Below are 17,654 nucleotides of genomic sequence, written 5' to 3'. Positions count from 1 at the left end.
GGTGACAGGTGGTCAGTCGCGCAGCAGCGCCTCAGCCCGGTCGTCGACCCGGTCCGTCACGTCGGTGGCGCGGCCGTCCGCGGAGGAGGCGAGGAGCATGCCGTAGGAGGCCCGGCGGCGGCGCAGCCCGGACAGGGTCAGCAGCAGCCCGGCCGCTCCTATACCGGCGACCACCCACAGGCCGGGCCGGTAACTGTCCAGCACCGCCTGCGGGGTGGCGTGCGCCGCGCTTCCCTGATGGGCGGTCACCACGGCGGTCACCACGGCGAGGAAGACGGCGCCGCCCACCTGGAAGGAGGTGTTCAGCAGCCCGGAGACCATGCCCTGCTCCCGGTCGTCGACGCCGTTGGTGGCCTGGATGTTCAGCGCGGGGAAGGACGTGGCGAAGGCGGCGCCCAGCAGCAGCATCGAGGACAGGATGACCGCCGGATAGCTCGGGTGCAGGCTGATCCGCAGGAAGAGCAGGTAGCCGAGGACCAGGGAGGTGAAGCCGAAGGCGATCACCCTGGGCGTTCCGAACCGGTCGACCACCGGACCCATCCTGGTCGACAGCACGGCCACCAGGCCGCCGGCGGGCAGGAAGGCCAGGGCCGTCTCCATGGCGCTGTAGCCGAGGACGTTCTGGAGGTACTGGGTGACCAGGAACTGGAAGGCGACGTAGGAGCCGAAGAACGTGGCGGCACCGAGGTTGGCACGCACCTGGGCGGCGGAGCGCAGGACGGCCAGGCGCACCAGCGGGTGGGCCGAACGGCTCTCCACCAGGACGAAGACAGCCAGCAGGACGGCCACCGCCGCGAAGGAGCCCAGAGTGCGGACGGAGAGCCAACCCGCCTGGGAGGCGGACACGACGGTGAAGACCAGCAGCAGCATGGAGCCGGTGCCGGTCACCGCGCCCGGCAGGTCGTATCCGCCCGAGGCGTCCTCCCGCGGCGACCGCGGAATGAGCTTGACGCCGACGATCAGGGCGGCCACCGCGACGGGGCCGGCAGCAGCATCGTCCAGCGCCATCCGGCCTCGGTGAGGAAGCCGGAGAGCACCAGCCCCATCGAGAAGCCGGTCGCGCCGCAGCTGGAGTAGATGGTCAGCGCGCGGTTGCGGATCGGGCCCTCGGCGAAGGAGGTGGTGATGATCGACAGACCTGCGGGCGCGGTGAAGGCGGCGCTCAGGCCCTTGACGAAGCGGGTGGCGATGAGCAGGTCGCCGGAGTGGACGATCCCGGCGAGCAGCGAGGCGACGGCGAAGACGGCGAGCGCGACGAGGAAGACCCTGCGCCTGCCGAGCAGGTCGGCCGCCCGGCCACCCAGGAGAAGCAATCCGCCGTAGCCGAGGACGTAGCCGCTGACGACCCATTGCAACGAGGACGTGGACAGGTGGAGGTCCGTCCCGATGGACGGGAGCGCCACGCCGACCATCGACACGTCGAGGGCATCGAGGAAGAGGGCGGCGCACAGCACCAGCAAGGTCCCCCACTGGCGGGCGCTCCACTGAGCGGCCGAGTCGGGAGCTTTCGATGTCACAGATGACGGAGAGGTCATGGGCGCCAGGTTACATGCACCTGCATTCAATGCAAGCGCATTTAATGACCGCGCATACGGGCGGGAGTTCTGCTACCGTGACCGCATGACCGGCGACAGGAGTGAGCGCGCGCTCGTGGCGGAGTGGCGGGACATCTTGGCCGTTCACGCGCGCACGGCCTGCGAGATCGACCGCGAACTCAGTCAGTTCGGACTGTGCGCCAGTGACTTCGAAGTACTGGACATGCTCGCCACCGGCTCCTCCGACGACGGCTGCACCTTCCGCGTGCAGGAGCTCGCCGACCGCGTCCACCTCAGCCAGAGCGCGCTGTCCCGGCTGGTGGCCCGGCTGGAGAAGGACGGCCTGGTCGACCGCGGCGTCTGCAGCGAAGACCGCCGCGGCGTGCGGGTCGCCATCACCACCACCGGTCGTGAGCGCTACGAGCAGGCCCGCCCGGGCCATCTCGCCGTCCTGGAGCGGATGCTGCCCTCGGGGCAGCTCGCGGACGCCCACGCCGGTTCCGTCGACAGCACCCGCTGAACCACCGCCGACCCGGCGGGTCCGGGCCGGACCCGCGCGAATCCGCCGGACCTGCCGGATGCGTCCGGCCGCCCGGTCCGACCGACCGGGTTCAGCCGATCGCCGAAGTGCGCCGCCACAGGTCGATCAGCGACCCGTCTCCCTCGACCGCCAGTTCCTCGTAGGAGGCGCGGTTCCACAGGGCCAGGTACAGCTGCCCGGCCGGCGCCGCCACCGTGCAGTCCGCCGGCCTCTCCCCCGCATCGTCCCGCTCGGTCCGCGGCGGCGCGTCGGACAGGTGCACCAGCCACTGCGCGCCCGGGACGTCCTGCGCGCGCATCCGCAGCGTGCGGGGGTACGCGGTGCGCACCCGGCTGCGCTCCCTGGAGTGAAAGCCGGCCAGCAGTTCCTCCACGCCGTCCGCCGCGAAGTCCGCCGCCACGGGGGACGGTTCGACGCCAAGGGCGAGTTCGGCGTCGACCCGGTGCACCGTGGTCTCGTGCGCCTGGCGGCGGGACCAGAACTCCAACGCGGAGGGCGCGGCGAAGAAGTGCCAGCAGTCCAGGTCCGCGGGGGCGTCGGCGAGGACGTCCAGCAGGCGGCGGTGCGACTCCACGTACCAGGGCAGCGTCCGGGCCGGACGGAGACCGCTCCTCGGTCTCCTCGTAGGACGGCACGGGCTCTTCCTTCGCCACATGACCGGCCGCCCACCGGTGCACCGCTCCGGTGTGCCGCAGCAGGTCGGTCACCCGCCACCCCGGGCAGCTCGGCAGCAGTGCGGCCGGCCCGGCCGCGCCGGCCGCGGCGGCCAGCAACTCCCCCTCCGTGCGCAGCACAGCGGTGTACGCCTCGGGCGTCCAGCTCCGGTACGTGGGCCGGCTCACCGCTCCGCCTCGTCCTGAACGCGCACCGCCGCCCCGGCCGGCAGCGCCCGAACCCGACGCACCGGAACCACCACCGCACGCACCCGCCGGAACCGCACGCCACTCACCCCTTCCGTCCGGCCCGGGAGCCGCTCTCCGGACCGCCCATGGCCGCCCCCGTGGCGGTGTTCCGAACCGCCGGACGGTGTCCTCCGCCCACGTCAGCAGCCATGTGGGCCTCCTCGGTGATGATCTTAGAGGCGCCGGACCGGCGAGCACCAGCATGAAAGCGCCGCCTGTGGACAACCCCGAACGCCCGGTCCCGGACACGCCCGCGCCACCGCGGTGGCCCATCCCGCCGTGGTCCGTGACGCTTTCCGCTTCCGTCGGATCACCCGGTCCTCGTGTACGGCGCGTGGCCCGGGCCGCCGCGGACTACTCCGACCGGGACTCGACGGTGACGCCCGGAGTGCTGCCGCCCCGGACCAGCCAGGCGATGCCGGCGGCCACGGCAGCCAGTACGGAGACGGTCGTCAACGCGACGGGCAGGCCCACCCCCTCGGTGATGAAACCGATGGAGGGCGGCCCGATGAGCATGCCGCCGTAGCCGAGGGTGGAGGCGACGGCCACCCCGCTCGGGCCGGTCAGGGCGCCTGCCCGGGCGATGGCGGTCGGGAAGAGGTTGGCCAGGCCCAGGCCGGTCACCGCGAAGCCGAGCACCACCAGCGCGGTGAACGGCGCGAGCGCGCCCAGCAGCATGCCGGCGGAGGCGGCGAGCCCGCCGAGCACCAGGGCGCGGGTGTGCCCTATCCGGGTGATGAGCGCGGTGCCGCTCAGCCGGCCGACGGTCATCGTCAGGGTGACGGCGCCGTAGCCGGCGGCGGCGAGGGCCGGTCCGGTGTGCAGGTCCTGCTGGAGGTGGAGTGCCCCCCACTCCGCGATCGCGCCCTCCCCGTAGGCCGAACAGGCCGCGATGAGGCCGATCACCACGACGTAGAACGCGGTCCGGCGGCGCTCGCCTCGGTCTTCCGGGTGGCCGGCGGCCTGTCCGCGCTCCGTCGCGCGAGGCAGCCGGTCCCGAGCCGGCCGCGTCCCCTCGCGTACCAGCAGGCCGTCCCCGGCGGGGGGCGCGGTCGCCGCGTCGGTCCCCGGCCCGCGGCGGGCACCGGCCTCCGCCTCCGTGCCGGTGCGCGGCGCGGCATGGACGCGGCGCTCCGCGCCGTCCGCCCGCTCGCCGGACGGCGCGGTCGCGTTCGAACCCTCCGTGCCCTCCCCGCTGCTGCGGAGGACGCGCCGTCCCGGGTGGCTGAGCGGGTGCGCCAGCAGCACCCGGCCGGCCAGGAAGACGGTCAGCAGGCCGACCGGGGTGAGTAGCAGCAGGTGCGCGGACGGCGACAGGTGCGGCGCCAGCAGGCCCCCGACGCCGGCTCCGAGCAGGGCGCCCAGGCTGTAGGCGCCGTGGAAGCTGGACATCACCGGGCGGTCCAGGGCCGCCACCACATCGACGGCGGCACTGTTCATGGCGACGTTCAGGCTGCCGTAGCAGATGCCGAAGAGCACCAGCACCAGCCCGAGCGACAGAGCCGTGTGGGTGCGCGGCGGAAGGGCGATACTGAGGGACAGGACGGTGCCCGTGACCACCGTCATCCGCTCGTTGCCGAACGCCCGGCACATCCGGCCGGTAAGCATCATGACGGCCACGGCGCCGGCCGACACGCCGAGCAGCGCCAGGCCCAACTGTCCGGCGGAGGCGCCGACCTGGGCCTTGATCGCGGGAATCCGCACCACCCAGCCCGCGAAGACGAAGCCGTCGAGCGCGAAGAACGCCGAGACGGCGATCCGTACGCGGTACAGAACGGGGTCCGTGCCCGCGGGGCGGGATCGGGACAGCGTCGTCCCTATTTTGTTCATCGTCGGCACAAAGTGAGAATAGAGCGGTGACACAGACTCGGACAAGGCTTGAGCGCGGTCGCGGTGCCCTCGGCCCGGCCCTCGGCCTGGTGCACACAGGCCGCGCCGCGACGCGCGCGCTGCTCACGGCGGAACTCGGCGTCACCCGTGCGACGGCCGGGGCCGTGGCGGCCGAACTGGAGGCGCTCGGCCTGATCAAGGTCGACACGCGGCCGAACGGTCCTTCGGGTGCCCAGGGGCGTCCCTCGCACCGGCTGGACGTCGCACCCGACGGTCCGGTCGCTCTCGCTCTGCAAGTGCACTCCGACGGCTTCCGCGCGGCGCTGGTCGGCCTCGGAGGCGGGATCGTGGCCACCGCCCCCGGGTGCACGACCGTATCGGCCGACCCCGCCCAGGTGCTGGGCGAGGTGGTGCGGGCGGGCGCGGAACTGCTCGGAGCGCACGGGCGGGTGTGCGTGGGCGCCGGGCTCGCGGTGCCCTCGGCGATCGCCGAGCCCGAGGGGACCGCCCTCAACCCCCTCCACCTGGCCTGGCCGGCGGGCGCGCCCGTTCTGCGCATCCTCACCGAGCAGGTGGCCCGGACCGGGGTCCTGGGGCCGGACGGCCGTCCGGTTCCCTGCTTCGTGGGCAACGACGTCAACGTCGCCGCCCTGGCCGAGCACCGCCACGGCGCAGGGCAGGACGCCCAGCACCTGCTGGTGGTCGCGTCGGGCCACCGCGGAGTGGGCGGCGCCCTGGTCCTGGACGGGCGGCTGCACACCGGCAGCGCCGGGCTCGCCCTGGAGGTGGGCCACCTGACCGTCGTACCCGACGGGCGGCCCTGCCACTGCGGTTCGCGCGGCTGCCTGGACATCGAGACGGACCCGCTGGCCTTCCTGGAGGCGGCCGGGCGCCCGGCAGGGCCCGAGGTCTCCCTGCTCCGGCAGGCCGCCGACCTGCTGCGCACGCAGTACGCCGATCCGGCGGTCCGCGGTGCGGCGCACGTGCTGATCGACCGTCTGGGGGCGGGCCTGGCGGGGCTGGTGAACGTCCTCAACCCGGACCGCGTCCTGCTGGGCGGCCTGCACCGGCACCTCCTGGACGCCGACCCCGAGCGGCTGCGCGCGGTGGTGGCCGATCGGAGCCTGTGGGGACGCAGCGGGAGCGTCCCGCTGCTGGCCTGCGCGCTCGACCACAACAGCCTGGTGGGCGCGGCCGAACTGGCCTGGCAGCCGGTCCTCGACGACCCCCTGGCCGCCCTGGGCGGCTGAACCGGCCTGCCGCCGCCGGCAGCGCGCCGACGGCCGGCGGGCCCGGCGGCGAGCCGACCCGCGCCGTAAGGGCCCTCGCGGCAAGGCTCTCGCTCGTCGCGGCCACGCCAAGGTCGCCCCGCACAGCGGGTGATCCGATGAGCTGAGGGGCTGATGAGCTGAGGGGCTTCCCGCGCTCCCCGGGGCGCGAACCGCCTCCCCTGGGAGGCCGGTCGCGCCCCCGGGTCGCCCACCACGCCTCCGCTGAAAGCCTGGTCAGCGCCCCGGTCGCCGAGCCGTCAGGCCGCGGCGAGGGTGAACAGCTGGAGGGCCGATGCCGCCGCCGCAGCAGCCCCGACCAGACCCGCGTCCGTGCCGAGCTTGGCCGGGACCACCTCCACGCCGGCGGCGAAGGAGAGGGTGGCGTAGCGCCGCAGGTGCTCGCGAAGGGGGTCGAACAGCAGCGGGCCGGCCGCGGACACGCCGCCGCCGATGACGGCCACCTGGATCTCCACCAGGGTGGCCGTGGCGGCTATGCCGGCGGCGAGCGCCTGTGCCGCGCGGTCGAAGGAGGCCACCGCGACCGGGTCGCCGGCCCGCGCGGACTCGGCCACCGCGGCGGCCGTCGCGGCGACGCCGTCCGCCGGCCGCCAGCCCGTCTCAACGGCCCGCCGGGCGATGTTCGGCCCGCTGGCGATCCGCTCCACGCAGCCGCGCGAGCCGCAGGGGCACAGGTCGCCGTCGAGGTCGACGCTGATGTGCCCGATGTGGCCGGCGTTGCCGGTCGGCCCGGGCAGCAGGGACCCGCCGAGCACCAGCCCGCCGCCGACGCCGGTGGAGACGACCATGCACAGCGCGTTGTCGTAGCCGCGGGCCGCGCCCTGCCAGTGCTCGGCCGCCGTCATGGCCACACCGTCGCCGGCGAGGACCACCGGCAGGCCGCCCGCCGCCTCCTGGACCCGGGACACGAGCGGGAAGTCCCGCCATCCGGGCACGTTGACCGGGCTGACGGTCCCCCGCACCGCGTCCACGGGCCCCGCGCTGCCGATGCCGACCGCGACCGCCTCCGGCCATCCGGGCGCGGCCCGCAGCTCGCCGAGGACCTCCCCGACGGCGGCCATGACGCTCTCCCCGTCGCCGCCCGGCGGGGTGGGCCGCAGCGCACGTGCCAGCAGCCGTCCCTCGGCGTCGACGAGCGCGCCGGCGATCTTGGTGCCGCCGATGTCCAGTGCGGCCACGAGTGGACCGGTCGCGCCGTGTGGGTGCATTGCCGCAGTATCTCCTTCAATCGTCGTCCGCGGTACGCCGCTACGGCACCGGGTCGGGTGTTTCGGCACAGCGGTGCCTGGGGATAGTCTCGCTTGTCGTGACAACGTTGTCCATCTCGGGCTTCAAGGAATACTGACCACCGTGACCCAGACACCAGGACATACGCCCCGCCCCACCATGAAGGACGTCGCCGCCCGTGCGGGTGTCGGCCTCAAGACGGTGTCGCGTGTGGTGAACGAGGAGCCGGGCGTGACCCCGGAGACCGCCGCCCGGGTCCAGGCCGCCATCGACGCCCTCGGCTTCCGGCGCAACGACAGCGCGCGGCTGCTGCGGACCCGCCGAACGGCCAGCGTCGGGCTGGTTCTGGAGGACCTCGCCGACCCGTTCTACGCGATTCTCAGCAGGGCGGTGGAGGACGTGGCCCGCTCGCACGGGGCGCTGCTGTTCACCGGGTCGAGCGCGGAGGACCCGCGCCGGGAGCAGGAGTTGGTGCTGGCCTTCTGCGCGCGCCGGGTGGACGGCCTGGTCGTGGTGCCGGCCGGCGAGGACCACCGCTACCTGGTGCCGGAGATAGCGGCCGGGGTGGCCACCGTGTTCGTCGACCGGCCCGCCGGCCGGCTGGACGCGGACATGGTCCTCAGCGACAACGCCGGCGGCACCCGGTTGGGCGTCGCGCACCTGATCGCGCACGGGCACCGCAGGATCGGGTTCATCGGGGACCAGCCGGGCATCCACACGGCCGGCGAGCGGCTGCGCGGCTACCGGGAGGCGATGGCCGCGGCGGGCCTCACGGTGCGCCCGGAGTGGTACGCGATGGGCCCCACCACGCCCGACCGGGTCCGGGCGGCCCTGGACGTGATGCTCTCCGGCCCCGAGCCGGTGACGGCGCTCTTCGCGGGCAACAACCGGGTCACGGTCACGGCCGTGCGGGTGCTGTCCGGACGCCCCGACCCGGTGGCGCTGGTGGGCTTCGACGACTTCGAGCTCGCCGATCTGCTGGACCCGCCGGTGACGGTGGTGGCTCAGGACGCCGGAGGGCTGGGCCGCAGCGCCGCGCAGCAGCTCTTCCGCCGGCTGGACGGCGTGGCGGCGGCGGAGCCGAGCCGGGTGGAGCTTCCGGTGCGGCTGATCGAGCGCGGTTCGGGCGAGATCCCTCCGGCCCGCTGACCGGGTGCCCGGGGCACCCGGCTGAGGCGCCGTCAGCGGGGAGGCGGTCGCGGTTCGTCGGCGCGGCAGGGTGATCAGCGTCCGGCGAGGGCGTCGAGATCGACGCGGGCGAGGCCGGTACGGCCGGTGACCTCGGCGAGGTCGACGGCGCCGCAGTCCAGGCCGCGCAGCAGGTGGCCGCTGAGCGCCCGGGCGGTGGCCGGTTCGTCGAGCACGCCGCCGGACACGCCGGCGGTGTAGGCGGCCAGCCGGGCGGCAGCGGCGTCCAGGCCCTCCCGGTAGAAGGCGTAGGTGGCGGCGTAGCGGCTGACCAGGTGCCCTGGGTGCATGTCCCAGCCCTGGTAGTAGGCGCGGGCCAGAGAGCGGCGCACCAGCCCGTAGTGGTGCCGCCAGGCGGTGCGCACCTGGGCGGCGGTGCCGACCGGAAGGACGTTGGTCGAACCGTCGCTCAGCCGCACGCCGGTACCGGCCGCCGCGGCCTGCATGACCGCCTTGGCGTGGTCGGCCGCCGGGTGGTCGGGCGACTGGTGGGCCGCGCTCACCCCGCAGGCGGCGCTGTAGTCGAAGGTGCCGTAGTGCAGCGCGGTCACCCGCCCGCCGGCGGCCTCCAGCAGCCGGGGCACGGTCGCGGTGCCGTCGGGGCCCACGACCGCCTGGGTCGTCTCGATCTGTATCTCGAAGCCGAGACGGCCCGCGGGCAGCCCGGCGGCCTGCTCGAACTGCGCGCACACCTCGGCCATCGCCGCCGCCTGTGCCGGGAAGGTCACCTTGGGCAGGGTGAGCACCAGCCCGGTGGGCAGCGGCCCGGCGTCCAGGAGCGCGGTCAGGAAAAGGTCCAGGGTGCGGATTCCGCGGTCCCGGACGTCGGCCTCCATGCCCTTGACCCGGATGCCGACGCAGGGGGGCGCGGTGCCGTCGGCGGCAGCGGCCGCCACGGCGCGGGCTGCCGCGAGCGCGGCGGCGTCCTCCTCGGCGTCGGGGCGCCGGCCGTAGCCGTCCTCGAAGTCGATCCGCAGGTCCTCCACCGGCTCCGCGCGCAGTTTGGCCCGGACACGGTCGTGGATCTCGCCGGCGTGGACGGCGTCGAGGCCGAGCGCGGCGCCCAGGGCCTGTGCGTCGGGCGCGTGGGCGTCCAGGGCGCCGAGGGCGGCCGCGCCCCACTCCCGGGTGGTGGTCGGGGTGAAGGCGCCGGCCGGGACGTAGACGGTGTGCACCGGCTGCCGGACGGCGGGCTCCCCGGGGTACCTGCGGGCGAGTTCCGCGTCGGTGGCGGCCAGCGAGGCGCCGATCCGCGCGCGTACGGCGTCCGCGAGCGTCGTCACGGCCGGCATCCGCACCTCCGGTTCGGCAGTCCGATGACGCGCAAGCTAGCCGTGGCGGGCGCGGGGGTCAACGGGGCCTCGCCGCGCCGCCGGTGACGTGTCAGGCCCCCGCGCCGGGGGTGCGCGGGGGCCTGGTGTGGTCCGGGTCGGGGTGGTTCAGCCCTTGCGGGCCTTGATCTCGGCGGTGAGCTGGGGAACGACCTGGAAGAGGTCGCCGACGACGCCGTAGTCGACGAGGTCGAAGATCGGGGCTTCGGCGTCCTTGTTGACCGCGACGATGGTCTTGGAGGTCTGCATGCCGGCGCGGTGCTGGATGGCGCCGGAGATGCCGTTGGCGATGTAGAGCTGCGGGGAGACCGTCTTGCCGGTCTGGCCGACCTGGTTGCTGTGCGGGTACCAGCCGGCGTCCACGGCGGCGCGGGAGGCGCCCACGGCCGCGCCGAGGGAGTCGGCGAGCTCCTCGATGAGGGAGAAGTTCTCCGCCCCGTTGACGCCGCGGCCGCCGGAGACCACGATCGCCGCCTCGGTGAGCTCGGGGCGCCCGGTGGAGGCGCGCGGGGTGCGGGAGACCACCTTGGTGCCGGTGGCCAGCTCGCCGAAGGCGACCTGGAGCGCCTCGACCGCGCCGGCGGCGGGAGCGGCCTGCACCGGGGCCGAGTTGGGCTTGACGGTGATCACGGGCACCCCGCGGGTGACACGGGAGCGGGTGGTGAACGCGGCGGCGAACGCCGACTGGGTGGCGACCGGGCCGTCGTCTCCGGCGGTCACGTCCACCGCGTCGGTGATGATCCCCGAGCCCAGGCGCAGCGCCAGGCGGGCGGCGATCTCCTTGCCCTCGCCGGAGGACGGCACCAGGATCGCGGCGGGCTGGACGGCCTGGGCCGCGGCCTGCAGCGCGTCGACCTTGGGGACGACCAGGTAGTCCGAGAACTCCGGGGCGTCGGCGGCCAGCACCCGGACCGCGCCGTGCTCGCCGAGCACCTTGGCGGCCTCCTGCGCGCCGGGGCCGAGGTGGACGGCGACCGGGTCGCCGATCCGGCGGGCCAGGGTGAGCAGTTCGAGGGTCGGCTTGCGGACGGCGCCGTCCGCGTGGTCGACGTAGACGAGGACTTCAGCCATGGGAATCTGTCTCCTGCGGAAAGGTGTGTGCGGGCGTCTGCGCTGGTGCCCCGGCCGCCTGCTCGCGGCCGGCGGAGGGCTCCGCGCAGGCTCAGACGAACTTCTGCGAGGCCAGGAACTCGGCCAGCTGCCTGCCGCCCTCGCCCTCGTCCTTCACGATCGTGCCGGCGGTACGGGCCGGACGCGCGGTCGCGTCGTCGACGGCCGTCCACGCGGCGGCCAGGCCGACCTCCGATGCCTCGACACCCAGGTCGGACAGGTCCAGGCTCTCCAGCGGCTTCTTCTTCGCGCCCATGATGCCCTTGAACGACGGGTAACGGGCCTCACCCGACTGGTCGGTGACGGACACCAAGGCCGGCAGCGCCGCCTCCAGCTCCTCGCTCGCCGTGTCGCCGTCCCGCCGCCCGACGACCTTGCCCTCGGCGACACCGACCTGGGACAGCAGCGTCACCTGCGGAACACCGAGCCGCTCGGCCAGCAGCGCCGGCACCACGCCCGCCGTACCGTCCGTCGACGCCATACCGGTGACCACCAGGTCGAAGCCCACGTGCTCGATCGCCTTGGCCAGCACCAGAGAGGTCCCGATGACGTCCGTACCGTGCAGCGCGTCATCCTCCACGTGCACGCCCTTGGCGGCACCCATCTGCAGCGCCTTGAGCACCGCGCCGCGGGCGTCCTCCGGACCCACCGTCACCGCCGTGACCTCGGCGTCGCCGACAGCCTCGGCGATCTGCAGGGCCTGCTCCACCGCGTACTCGTCCAGCTCCGACAGCAGCCCGTCCACCGCGTCGCGATCGGTGGTCAGGTCCTCCGCGAAATGGCGGTCGCCGGTGGCGTCAGGCACGTACTTCACTGCGACTACGATCCTCAGACTCACGCCAGCTCTCCTACTGCGTCGTTCTGCACGTCTGCACGTCTTCGTCCAACCGCCCGGCCCCTGCCGCCGGAAGCGCCCCGGACTCCGTCCCGACCACGGCCGCGGACCCCGGCGCACACCCCGGGGCGGACCCCGGAAGGGCAGCATATTCGCCGGTGGGACGGTTTCCGGCCGGGGCACGGCAACCGCACCGGCGAATATATTACTCACCAGTACGAGAGGGAGCCTACCCGTCCGCGCCGCTCTTGCACTGTGACCTGCGAGACGCCCGGCGGCGGTCGGAGACACACCGCCCCCGGCCCGCCGGGGGGACAGGCGCGCGCCGCGTTCGGCCGGGTGGCTCCGGGCGTCACACCGCGCCGGTCGACCGCTGGGCGGGGACGGGGGCGGACGGGTCGGGGAGCCGGTGGTAGGCACCCTGGTGGTAGAGCAGCGGGCCGCCGGGGCCGTGCGGGTCGCCGGCCACCGCCTCGGCCACGACGATCCGGTGATCGCCGGCCGGCACCAGCGCGGCCACCCGGCCCACCAGCCACGCCGCGGCCCCCTCCAGGAGCGGAACCCCGTGCGGACCGGGCGCCCAGACGGTCGGGGCGCCGAACCGGTCGGCGCCGGAGCGGGCGAAGAGCGCGGCCGTCTCCTGCTGGTGGGCGCCGAGGACGTGGACCGCCACGTACGAGGCCGCGGAGAACGTCGGCCAGCAGGAGGAGCGCACGCTGACGCCGAAGGAGAACAGCGGCGGATCGGCCGCCACCGAGGTGAGCGAGGTGGCGGTGAAACCGGCCGGGCCGGCGGGTCCCTGGGCGGTGACGACGGCGACCCCGGCGGCGTGCCGCCGGAAGACGGACCGGAACACACCCGCGTCGAGCGTGCCGGGGGCCTCGACGGGCGGCACGGAGCCCTCCGGCGCCGGGGCGCCGGAGGGGGCGCGGTGGGGACGGGCCGAGACGCGGTCAGACTGGGCGCTCACATGGGTCCTTGGGCGGGCGGTAGGGATGCCGGCGCGGTCACTCGGCTCCCCGGGGCGCCGTTGCGGGCCGGAGCGCGCGGACAGGGGTCCGGGGACGTCTGCTCAATCTGACGATCATCACGGCCTGACGTCAAGGGTGCGTCAGCCGCTGCAAGCACCGTCACACCGGGAGCACCACCGCACCACCGCACCACCGCACCACCGCACCACCGCACCACCGCACCACCGCACCACCGCACCACCGCACCACCGCACCGGCAGGACCTCACACGGCGGCACCCAGAGCGGCGATCACGTCCGCGCGGCGGGGCTGGCCGGCGGCCCGGCGCACCACCGCCCCGCCCGCGTCGAGCACCAGGACGGTCGGCGTCCTGCGCACTTCCAGCCGCCGCACCAGCTCCAGGCGCGCCTCCGCGTCGACCTCGACGTGGCGGACGCCGTCCACCATCGCGGCGACCTCCCGCAGCACCCGCCGGGTGGCGCGGCAGGGGGCGCAGAAAGCCGTGGAGAACTGCACCAGGGTGGCCCGCTCACCCAGGGGCGCGCCCAGGTCCGCCGACGTCAGCCGCGCTCCACCGTGGCCGAGCTCCCCGGCCCCGTCGCCCGATTCCGCCCGCACGCGTCCTCCCACCTGCTCGCCGTCATGTCCGCGGGCCCGGCTCCGACGCCGCGGCGCCCGGTCCCGCACCGAGTGCAGCGCACGCCGGACGACGGTCATTCCCAGGACCCGCCGTGCGGCGCGGCACGCGCCGCACGGCATCGGGTCAGATCCGGTCCGGTATCCGGGAGGCGAGGTCGGCCCGGTCGGCGGCGCCGCGCAGCGCCGCCAGCACGGGAGCCGGCGGTGCCGCGTACAGCGCGGGGTAGTCGAGCTCGCCGAGCACGGGGCGCACGGGAAAGGCGAGCCGCTCCTCGCCGAGGGAGAACCGGGCGTCCACCCCTGGCTTGTTGCCGCGCGGGTCCTGCCGGCTCCAGCGCCCGGTTCCGGACAGTCGGAGGGCGATCAGGCCGTGCACGACGGGATCGCTGCCGTCGTCCTCGGTCAGCCGCTGGTAGCAGAGGCCGGCCGGGATGCCCTCGTGGCGCAGCAGGGCGACCAGGGCGTGCGCCTTGGCGTAGCAGATGCCGTTGCGGGTGGCGAGGACGTCCGAGGCCCGCCAGGCGACGCGGTCGTCGCCGCTGTCGAAGGAGTGGGGCACCTCGTCCCGCACGTACACGTAGGCGGCCCGGGCATAGTCCTCGGGCGTGGCGGCCTGGTGGCGCAGCCGGGCGGCGGTGGCGGCCACCTCCGGGTGACCGTGGTCGATGACGTCGTCCGCCGCCAGGTAGGGCGCGAGACCGGGGGCTTCCGGTATGGGTTCCATGCCGGAACCCTAGAGAACCCCCGGCCTCGAATCAATAGTTTTACGTTCCTACGAATAGTTATGCATTTCCTCGGCGATCGCCGTCGCGAACGCGTCGACGTCCCCCTCGGTGGTGTCGAAGGCGCACATCCACCGCACCTCGTGCGCGGCCTCGTCCCAGGTGTAGAAGCGGAAGCGCTTCTGGAGCCGCTCGATGACCTCCCCGGGCAGCGTGGCGAAGACCGCGTTGGACTGCACGGGCCGCGTCACCGTCACCCCGTCCACGGCCCGGACCGCGCTCTCCAGCCGCTTGGCCATCGCGTTGGCGCGGGTGGCACTGCGCAGCCACAGGCCGTCCGCGAGCAGCGCCTCGAACTGCACCGACACGAAGCGCATCTTCGACGCCAACTGCATGGACTGCTTGCGCAGGTAGGGGATGCCCCGCACCCGGGAGGGGTCCAGGACGACCACGCACTCGCCCATCAGCAGCCCGTTCTTGGTGCCGCCGAAGGTCAGCACGTCGACCCCGGCCTCCGTGGTGAAGCGCGACGGTTCGACACCCAGGGTGGCGGCCGCGTTGGCTATCCGGGCGCCGTCCATGTGGACGGCCATCCCCAGGTCGTGGGCATGGTCGCAGACCGCCTTGACCTCTTCGGGGGTGTAGCAGGTGCCCAGCTCGGTGGTCTGCGTGATCGAGACGACCTGGGGCTGGGCACGGTGCTCGTCGTCGAAACCGAACGCCTCGCGGTCGATCAGCTCGGGGGTGAGCTTGCCGTCCGGTGTGGGCACCGGCAGCAGCTTCAGCCCGGAGATCCGCTCGGGCGCGCCGCACTCGTCGGTGTTGATGTGCGCGGTGGCCGGGCAGACCACCGAGCCCCACCGCTCGGTGAGGGCCTGGAGCGCGACGTTGTTGGCTCCGGTGCCGTTGAAGGCCGGGTAGGCCTCGGCCGCCGGACCGAACAGCCCGCGGAAGACCTCCTGCAGGTGCTCGGTGTAGACGTCCTCTCCGTAGGCGACCTGGTGGCCGCCGTTGGCCGCCGCGAGGGCGGCCAGCACCTCGGGGTGCACGCCGGCGTAGTTGTCGCTGGCGAAGCCGCGGACGGCCGGGTCGTGCCGGCGCTGGACGCCGGCGGGGCTCTGCGGGGCGGACTCGGGGTCGGGCCGGCCGGTCACGGTCGGGGCGTCAGCCACTGGCGGGTTCCGTTCACTTCTTCGGGGCTGGCGTTCCACACGTCGGCGACGGCCTCGGCGAGGTCCCGCACGTCGGTGAAGCCGGCGAACTTGGCGTTGGGGCGCTGGGCCCGCATCTCGTCGTGGACCAGCGCTTTGACCACCAGGATGACTGCCGCCGCGACGGGCCCGTCACCGGGGGCCAGCTTGCGGAAGGAGTCGCCCATGGCCAGCGTCCACGCCTCGGCGGCCGCCTTGGCCGCCCCGTAGGCGGCGTTGCCCGCCGTGGGGGCGCTGGCCCCGGACGCGCTGATCAGCACGTAGCGGCCGCCGGGGCTGCGCAGCAGCCCGTCGTGGAAGGCCAGGCTGGTGTGCTGGGCCGTGCGGACCAGCAGCTTCTCCAGGGTGTCCCAGTCGGAGAGCTCCGTCTCGGGGAAGGACGCCGAGCCGCGCCAGCCGCCGACCAGGTGCACCAGCCCGTCGACCCGGCCGTGGTCCTTCTCGATGCGCTCGGCCCAGGCCCGGGCCGAGTCCAGGTCGAACAGGTCGACCACCTCACCGGTGACGTCGGAGCCGCCGGCCTCGTAGCGGGCGCCGTCGACGGCGTCCGCCAGCCGCTGCGGGTCGGCGTCGGCGGCGACCACGTGGGCGCCGGACCGGGCGAGCCGGTGGAGCACGGCCCGTCCGGCGGGACCGCCTGCCCCTGCCACGGCGATCACCGCGCCGTCGAGTCCACCCGTGTACGTGTCGGTGGTCATCTCCGCCTCCTCGCCTGCGCCGGTCACGCGGCACCCTCCAGCGCGCTGTCACCGGTGATGCCCCTGGTGGACGCGATCACCTCGCGTAGCTGCTTCGCAAGGGCCTCATAGAACATGCTGAGGGGAAACTCGTCCGGCAGCACGTCGTCCACCAGCTTGCGCGGCGGGAGCGACAGGTCCAGGGCCTCCGGACCCTTGGCCCAGACCGAGCCGGGGTGCGGGGAGAGGTAGGCCGCGACCAGCTTGTAGGCGGCGAACCAGTGCACCAGCTTGGGGCGGTCGATGCCGTCCCGGTAGAGGGTCTCGATCTCGGCGCAGAGCTGGTTGGTCACCTGGGGCGCACGCTCCCAGTCGATGTGCAGCGTGTTGTCCGTCCAGCGTACGGCGTCGTGCTTGTGGAGGTAGGCGAAGAGCAGCTGGCCGCCCAGTCCGTCGTAGTTGCGCACCCGCTCGCCGGTGACCGGGAAGCGGAACAGCCGGTCGAAGAGGATCGCGTACTGCACGCCTCGGCCCATCGGGTGGCCCTCGGCCTCCAGCTTGACCGCCTCCCTGAAGGAGGTCAGGTCGCAGCGCAGCTCCTCCAGGCCGTACATCCAGAACGGCGCCCGCTGCTTGATCATGAAGGGGTCGAACGGCAGGTCGCCGTGGCTGTGGGTGCGGTCGTGGATCATGTCCCACAGCGTGTAGGTCTGCTGGGCGAGCTCCTGGTCGGCCACCAGCCGGGCGGCGTCCTCGGGCAGCTCAAGCCCCAGGGCCTCCACGGCGGCCGAGGTGACGGCGCGGAAGCGCGCGGCCTCGCGGTCGCAGAAGATGGCGCCCCAGGTCCAGCGCTCGGGGGCCTTCCGGACGGCCACGGTCTCCGGGAAGAGCACCGCGGAGTTGGTGTCGTACCCCGGGGTGAAGTCCTCGAAGGTGATCGGGACGAACATCGGGTTGTCGTAGCGGGTGCGCTCCAGTTCGGCGAGCCACTCCGGCCAGACGACACGGAAGACGACCGCCTCCAGGTTGCGGTCCGGGTTGCCGTTCTGCGTGTACATCGGGAAGACCACCAGGTGCTGGAGGCCGTCGCGGCGGTCGGCGGCGGGCTGGAAGGCCAGCAGCGAGTCGAGGAAGTCCGGCACGCCGAACCCCTGGTCGCTCCAGCGCGTCAGGTCGCCGGCGAGCGCCCGGTGGTATGCCGCGTCGTGCGGGAGCAGCGGGGAGAGCTGCTCCAGGGCGTCGACCACGCGCCCGATGACGCGGGCGGCGTCCTCACGGGTGGGCGCGCCCTCGGCGTCGAAGTCGACGGAGCCGTCCTTCCGCTGCCAGGGCCGGACCGCCTCCACTGCCTGCTTCAGCACCGGCCACTGAGGGTGTCCGAGTACCCCTTCACCGGATATCACGCCGGAGCCGGCCCCCATCGGCGAAAGAACCTCAGCCATAACCCCTCCTTCACAGAAGAACCTCTTGCTCGATCAGCGTATCCAACGCCACAGAGCGAGTTCAAGGCGGAACGATGCAGATCCTCCGGCGAATATCCCAGCACACAGTATTTTTTGCTGCCTGCACCCCGGATGGACCGGCAGAAGTTGCGGTTCGGCAGGGAAGCTGTAAGCGTCGGCCAGCCGCTTCGGCGCCTCCGAGGA

At 73.9% G+C, this 17,654-nt stretch carries 15 protein-coding genes and 2 pseudogenes; 3 read left to right on the top strand and 14 right to left on the bottom strand.

All coding sequences use genetic code 11. The features are described 5' to 3' along the window. Window positions 1-12: 12 nt before the first annotated feature. Window positions 13-1,535, bottom strand: a pseudogene (locus BS72_RS29220) (MFS transporter). Between the two features lie 85 nt (window positions 1,536-1,620). Here BS72_RS29220 and BS72_RS29215 point away from each other — a divergent pair. After that, window positions 1,621-2,055 carry a MarR family winged helix-turn-helix transcriptional regulator gene (locus BS72_RS29215; RefSeq protein WP_051951803.1) on the top strand — a complete coding sequence of 145 codons (435 nt, stop codon included), beginning with the start codon at window positions 1,621-1,623 and terminating at the stop codon, window positions 2,053-2,055. A 91-nt stretch (window positions 2,056-2,146) separates the two neighbouring features. Here BS72_RS29215 and BS72_RS40095 read toward each other — a convergent pair whose 3' ends face one another. The 3 genes and pseudogenes from BS72_RS40095 to BS72_RS29205 form a co-directional block, all read right to left on the bottom strand. Beyond that, window positions 2,147-2,650 (bottom strand): maleylpyruvate isomerase family mycothiol-dependent enzyme, encoded by a 504-nt coding sequence (locus BS72_RS40095; protein WP_407639030.1) that lies wholly within the window; start codon window positions 2,648-2,650, stop codon window positions 2,147-2,149. Between the two features lie 139 nt (window positions 2,651-2,789). Next, a pseudogene (locus BS72_RS40090) lies at window positions 2,790-3,182 on the bottom strand (hypothetical protein); the annotation flags it as partial. A 150-nt stretch (window positions 3,183-3,332) separates the two neighbouring features. After that, window positions 3,333-4,808, bottom strand: a complete 1,476-nt coding sequence (locus tag BS72_RS29205) for an MFS transporter (RefSeq protein ID WP_232792693.1) — start codon at window positions 4,806-4,808, stop codon at window positions 3,333-3,335. A gap of 26 nt (window positions 4,809-4,834) precedes the next feature. Here BS72_RS29205 and BS72_RS29200 point away from each other — a divergent pair, with 26 nt between their 5' ends. Next, window positions 4,835-6,058, top strand: a complete 1,224-nt coding sequence (locus BS72_RS29200) for an ROK family protein (RefSeq protein WP_037914832.1) — start codon at window positions 4,835-4,837, stop codon at window positions 6,056-6,058. Window positions 6,059-6,336: 278 nt separating this feature from the next. Here BS72_RS29200 and BS72_RS29195 read toward each other — a convergent pair whose 3' ends face one another. After that, complete coding sequence (locus BS72_RS29195; protein WP_037914830.1) at window positions 6,337-7,305, bottom strand: ROK family protein; 969 nt, start codon at window positions 7,303-7,305, stop codon at window positions 6,337-6,339. A 178-nt stretch (window positions 7,306-7,483) separates the two neighbouring features. Between BS72_RS29195 and BS72_RS29190 the strand changes: the two genes are divergently transcribed. Then, window positions 7,484-8,473: a LacI family DNA-binding transcriptional regulator gene (locus BS72_RS29190; RefSeq protein ID WP_051951802.1), complete on the top strand. Its 990-nt coding sequence runs from the start codon at window positions 7,484-7,486 to the stop codon at window positions 8,471-8,473. Between the two features lie 74 nt (window positions 8,474-8,547). Here BS72_RS29190 and BS72_RS29185 read toward each other — a convergent pair whose 3' ends face one another. From BS72_RS29185 to BS72_RS29145, 9 genes are all read right to left on the bottom strand, one after another. Beyond that, complete coding sequence (locus BS72_RS29185) at window positions 8,548-9,804, bottom strand: DUF6986 family protein (RefSeq protein WP_037914827.1); 1,257 nt, start codon at window positions 9,802-9,804, stop codon at window positions 8,548-8,550. Window positions 9,805-9,951: 147 nt separating this feature from the next. Next, entirely contained in the window at window positions 9,952-10,914 is a 963-nt protein-coding gene (locus tag BS72_RS29180) for an electron transfer flavoprotein subunit alpha/FixB family protein (RefSeq protein WP_037914825.1), read from the bottom strand. A 91-nt stretch (window positions 10,915-11,005) separates the two neighbouring features. After that, window positions 11,006-11,791: an electron transfer flavoprotein subunit beta/FixA family protein gene (locus tag BS72_RS29175; protein WP_037914824.1), complete on the bottom strand. Its 786-nt coding sequence runs from the start codon at window positions 11,789-11,791 to the stop codon at window positions 11,006-11,008. 349 nt (window positions 11,792-12,140) lie between these two features. After that, window positions 12,141-12,683, bottom strand: coding sequence for a flavin reductase family protein (locus BS72_RS29170; protein WP_051952065.1), 543 nt, complete (start codon window positions 12,681-12,683; stop codon window positions 12,141-12,143). Window positions 12,684-13,023: 340 nt separating this feature from the next. Further along, the gene (locus BS72_RS29165) at window positions 13,024-13,377 is read right to left on the bottom strand and encodes a thioredoxin family protein (RefSeq protein WP_051951801.1); all 354 of its coding nucleotides are present in this window, start codon (window positions 13,375-13,377) and stop codon (window positions 13,024-13,026) included. Between the two features lie 145 nt (window positions 13,378-13,522). Beyond that, window positions 13,523-14,122, bottom strand: coding sequence for a transglutaminase-like domain-containing protein (locus BS72_RS29160; RefSeq protein ID WP_037914823.1), 600 nt, complete (start codon window positions 14,120-14,122; stop codon window positions 13,523-13,525). A 48-nt stretch (window positions 14,123-14,170) separates the two neighbouring features. Then, on the bottom strand, window positions 14,171-15,274 hold the full coding sequence (locus tag BS72_RS29155; RefSeq protein WP_232792692.1) for a threonine aldolase family protein: 1,104 nt from the start codon (window positions 15,272-15,274) through the stop codon (window positions 14,171-14,173). Further along, a complete protein-coding gene (locus BS72_RS29150) occupies window positions 15,271-16,029 on the bottom strand; it encodes an SDR family oxidoreductase (protein WP_037918171.1) in 759 nt (252 codons plus the stop codon). Before BS72_RS29150 ends, BS72_RS29155 begins: the two co-directional genes overlap by 4 nt. 23 nt (window positions 16,030-16,052) lie before the next feature. Continuing rightward, window positions 16,053-17,450, bottom strand: coding sequence for a DUF6421 family protein (locus tag BS72_RS29145; protein ID WP_037914820.1), 1,398 nt, complete (start codon window positions 17,448-17,450; stop codon window positions 16,053-16,055). Between the last annotated feature and the right edge of the window lie 204 nt (window positions 17,451-17,654).

The organism is Actinacidiphila yeochonensis CN732 (genome assembly GCF_000745345.1).
Taxonomy (GTDB): domain Bacteria; phylum Actinomycetota; class Actinomycetes; order Streptomycetales; family Streptomycetaceae; genus Actinacidiphila; species Actinacidiphila yeochonensis.
This window is presented reverse-complemented; position numbering and strand designations above follow the sequence as displayed.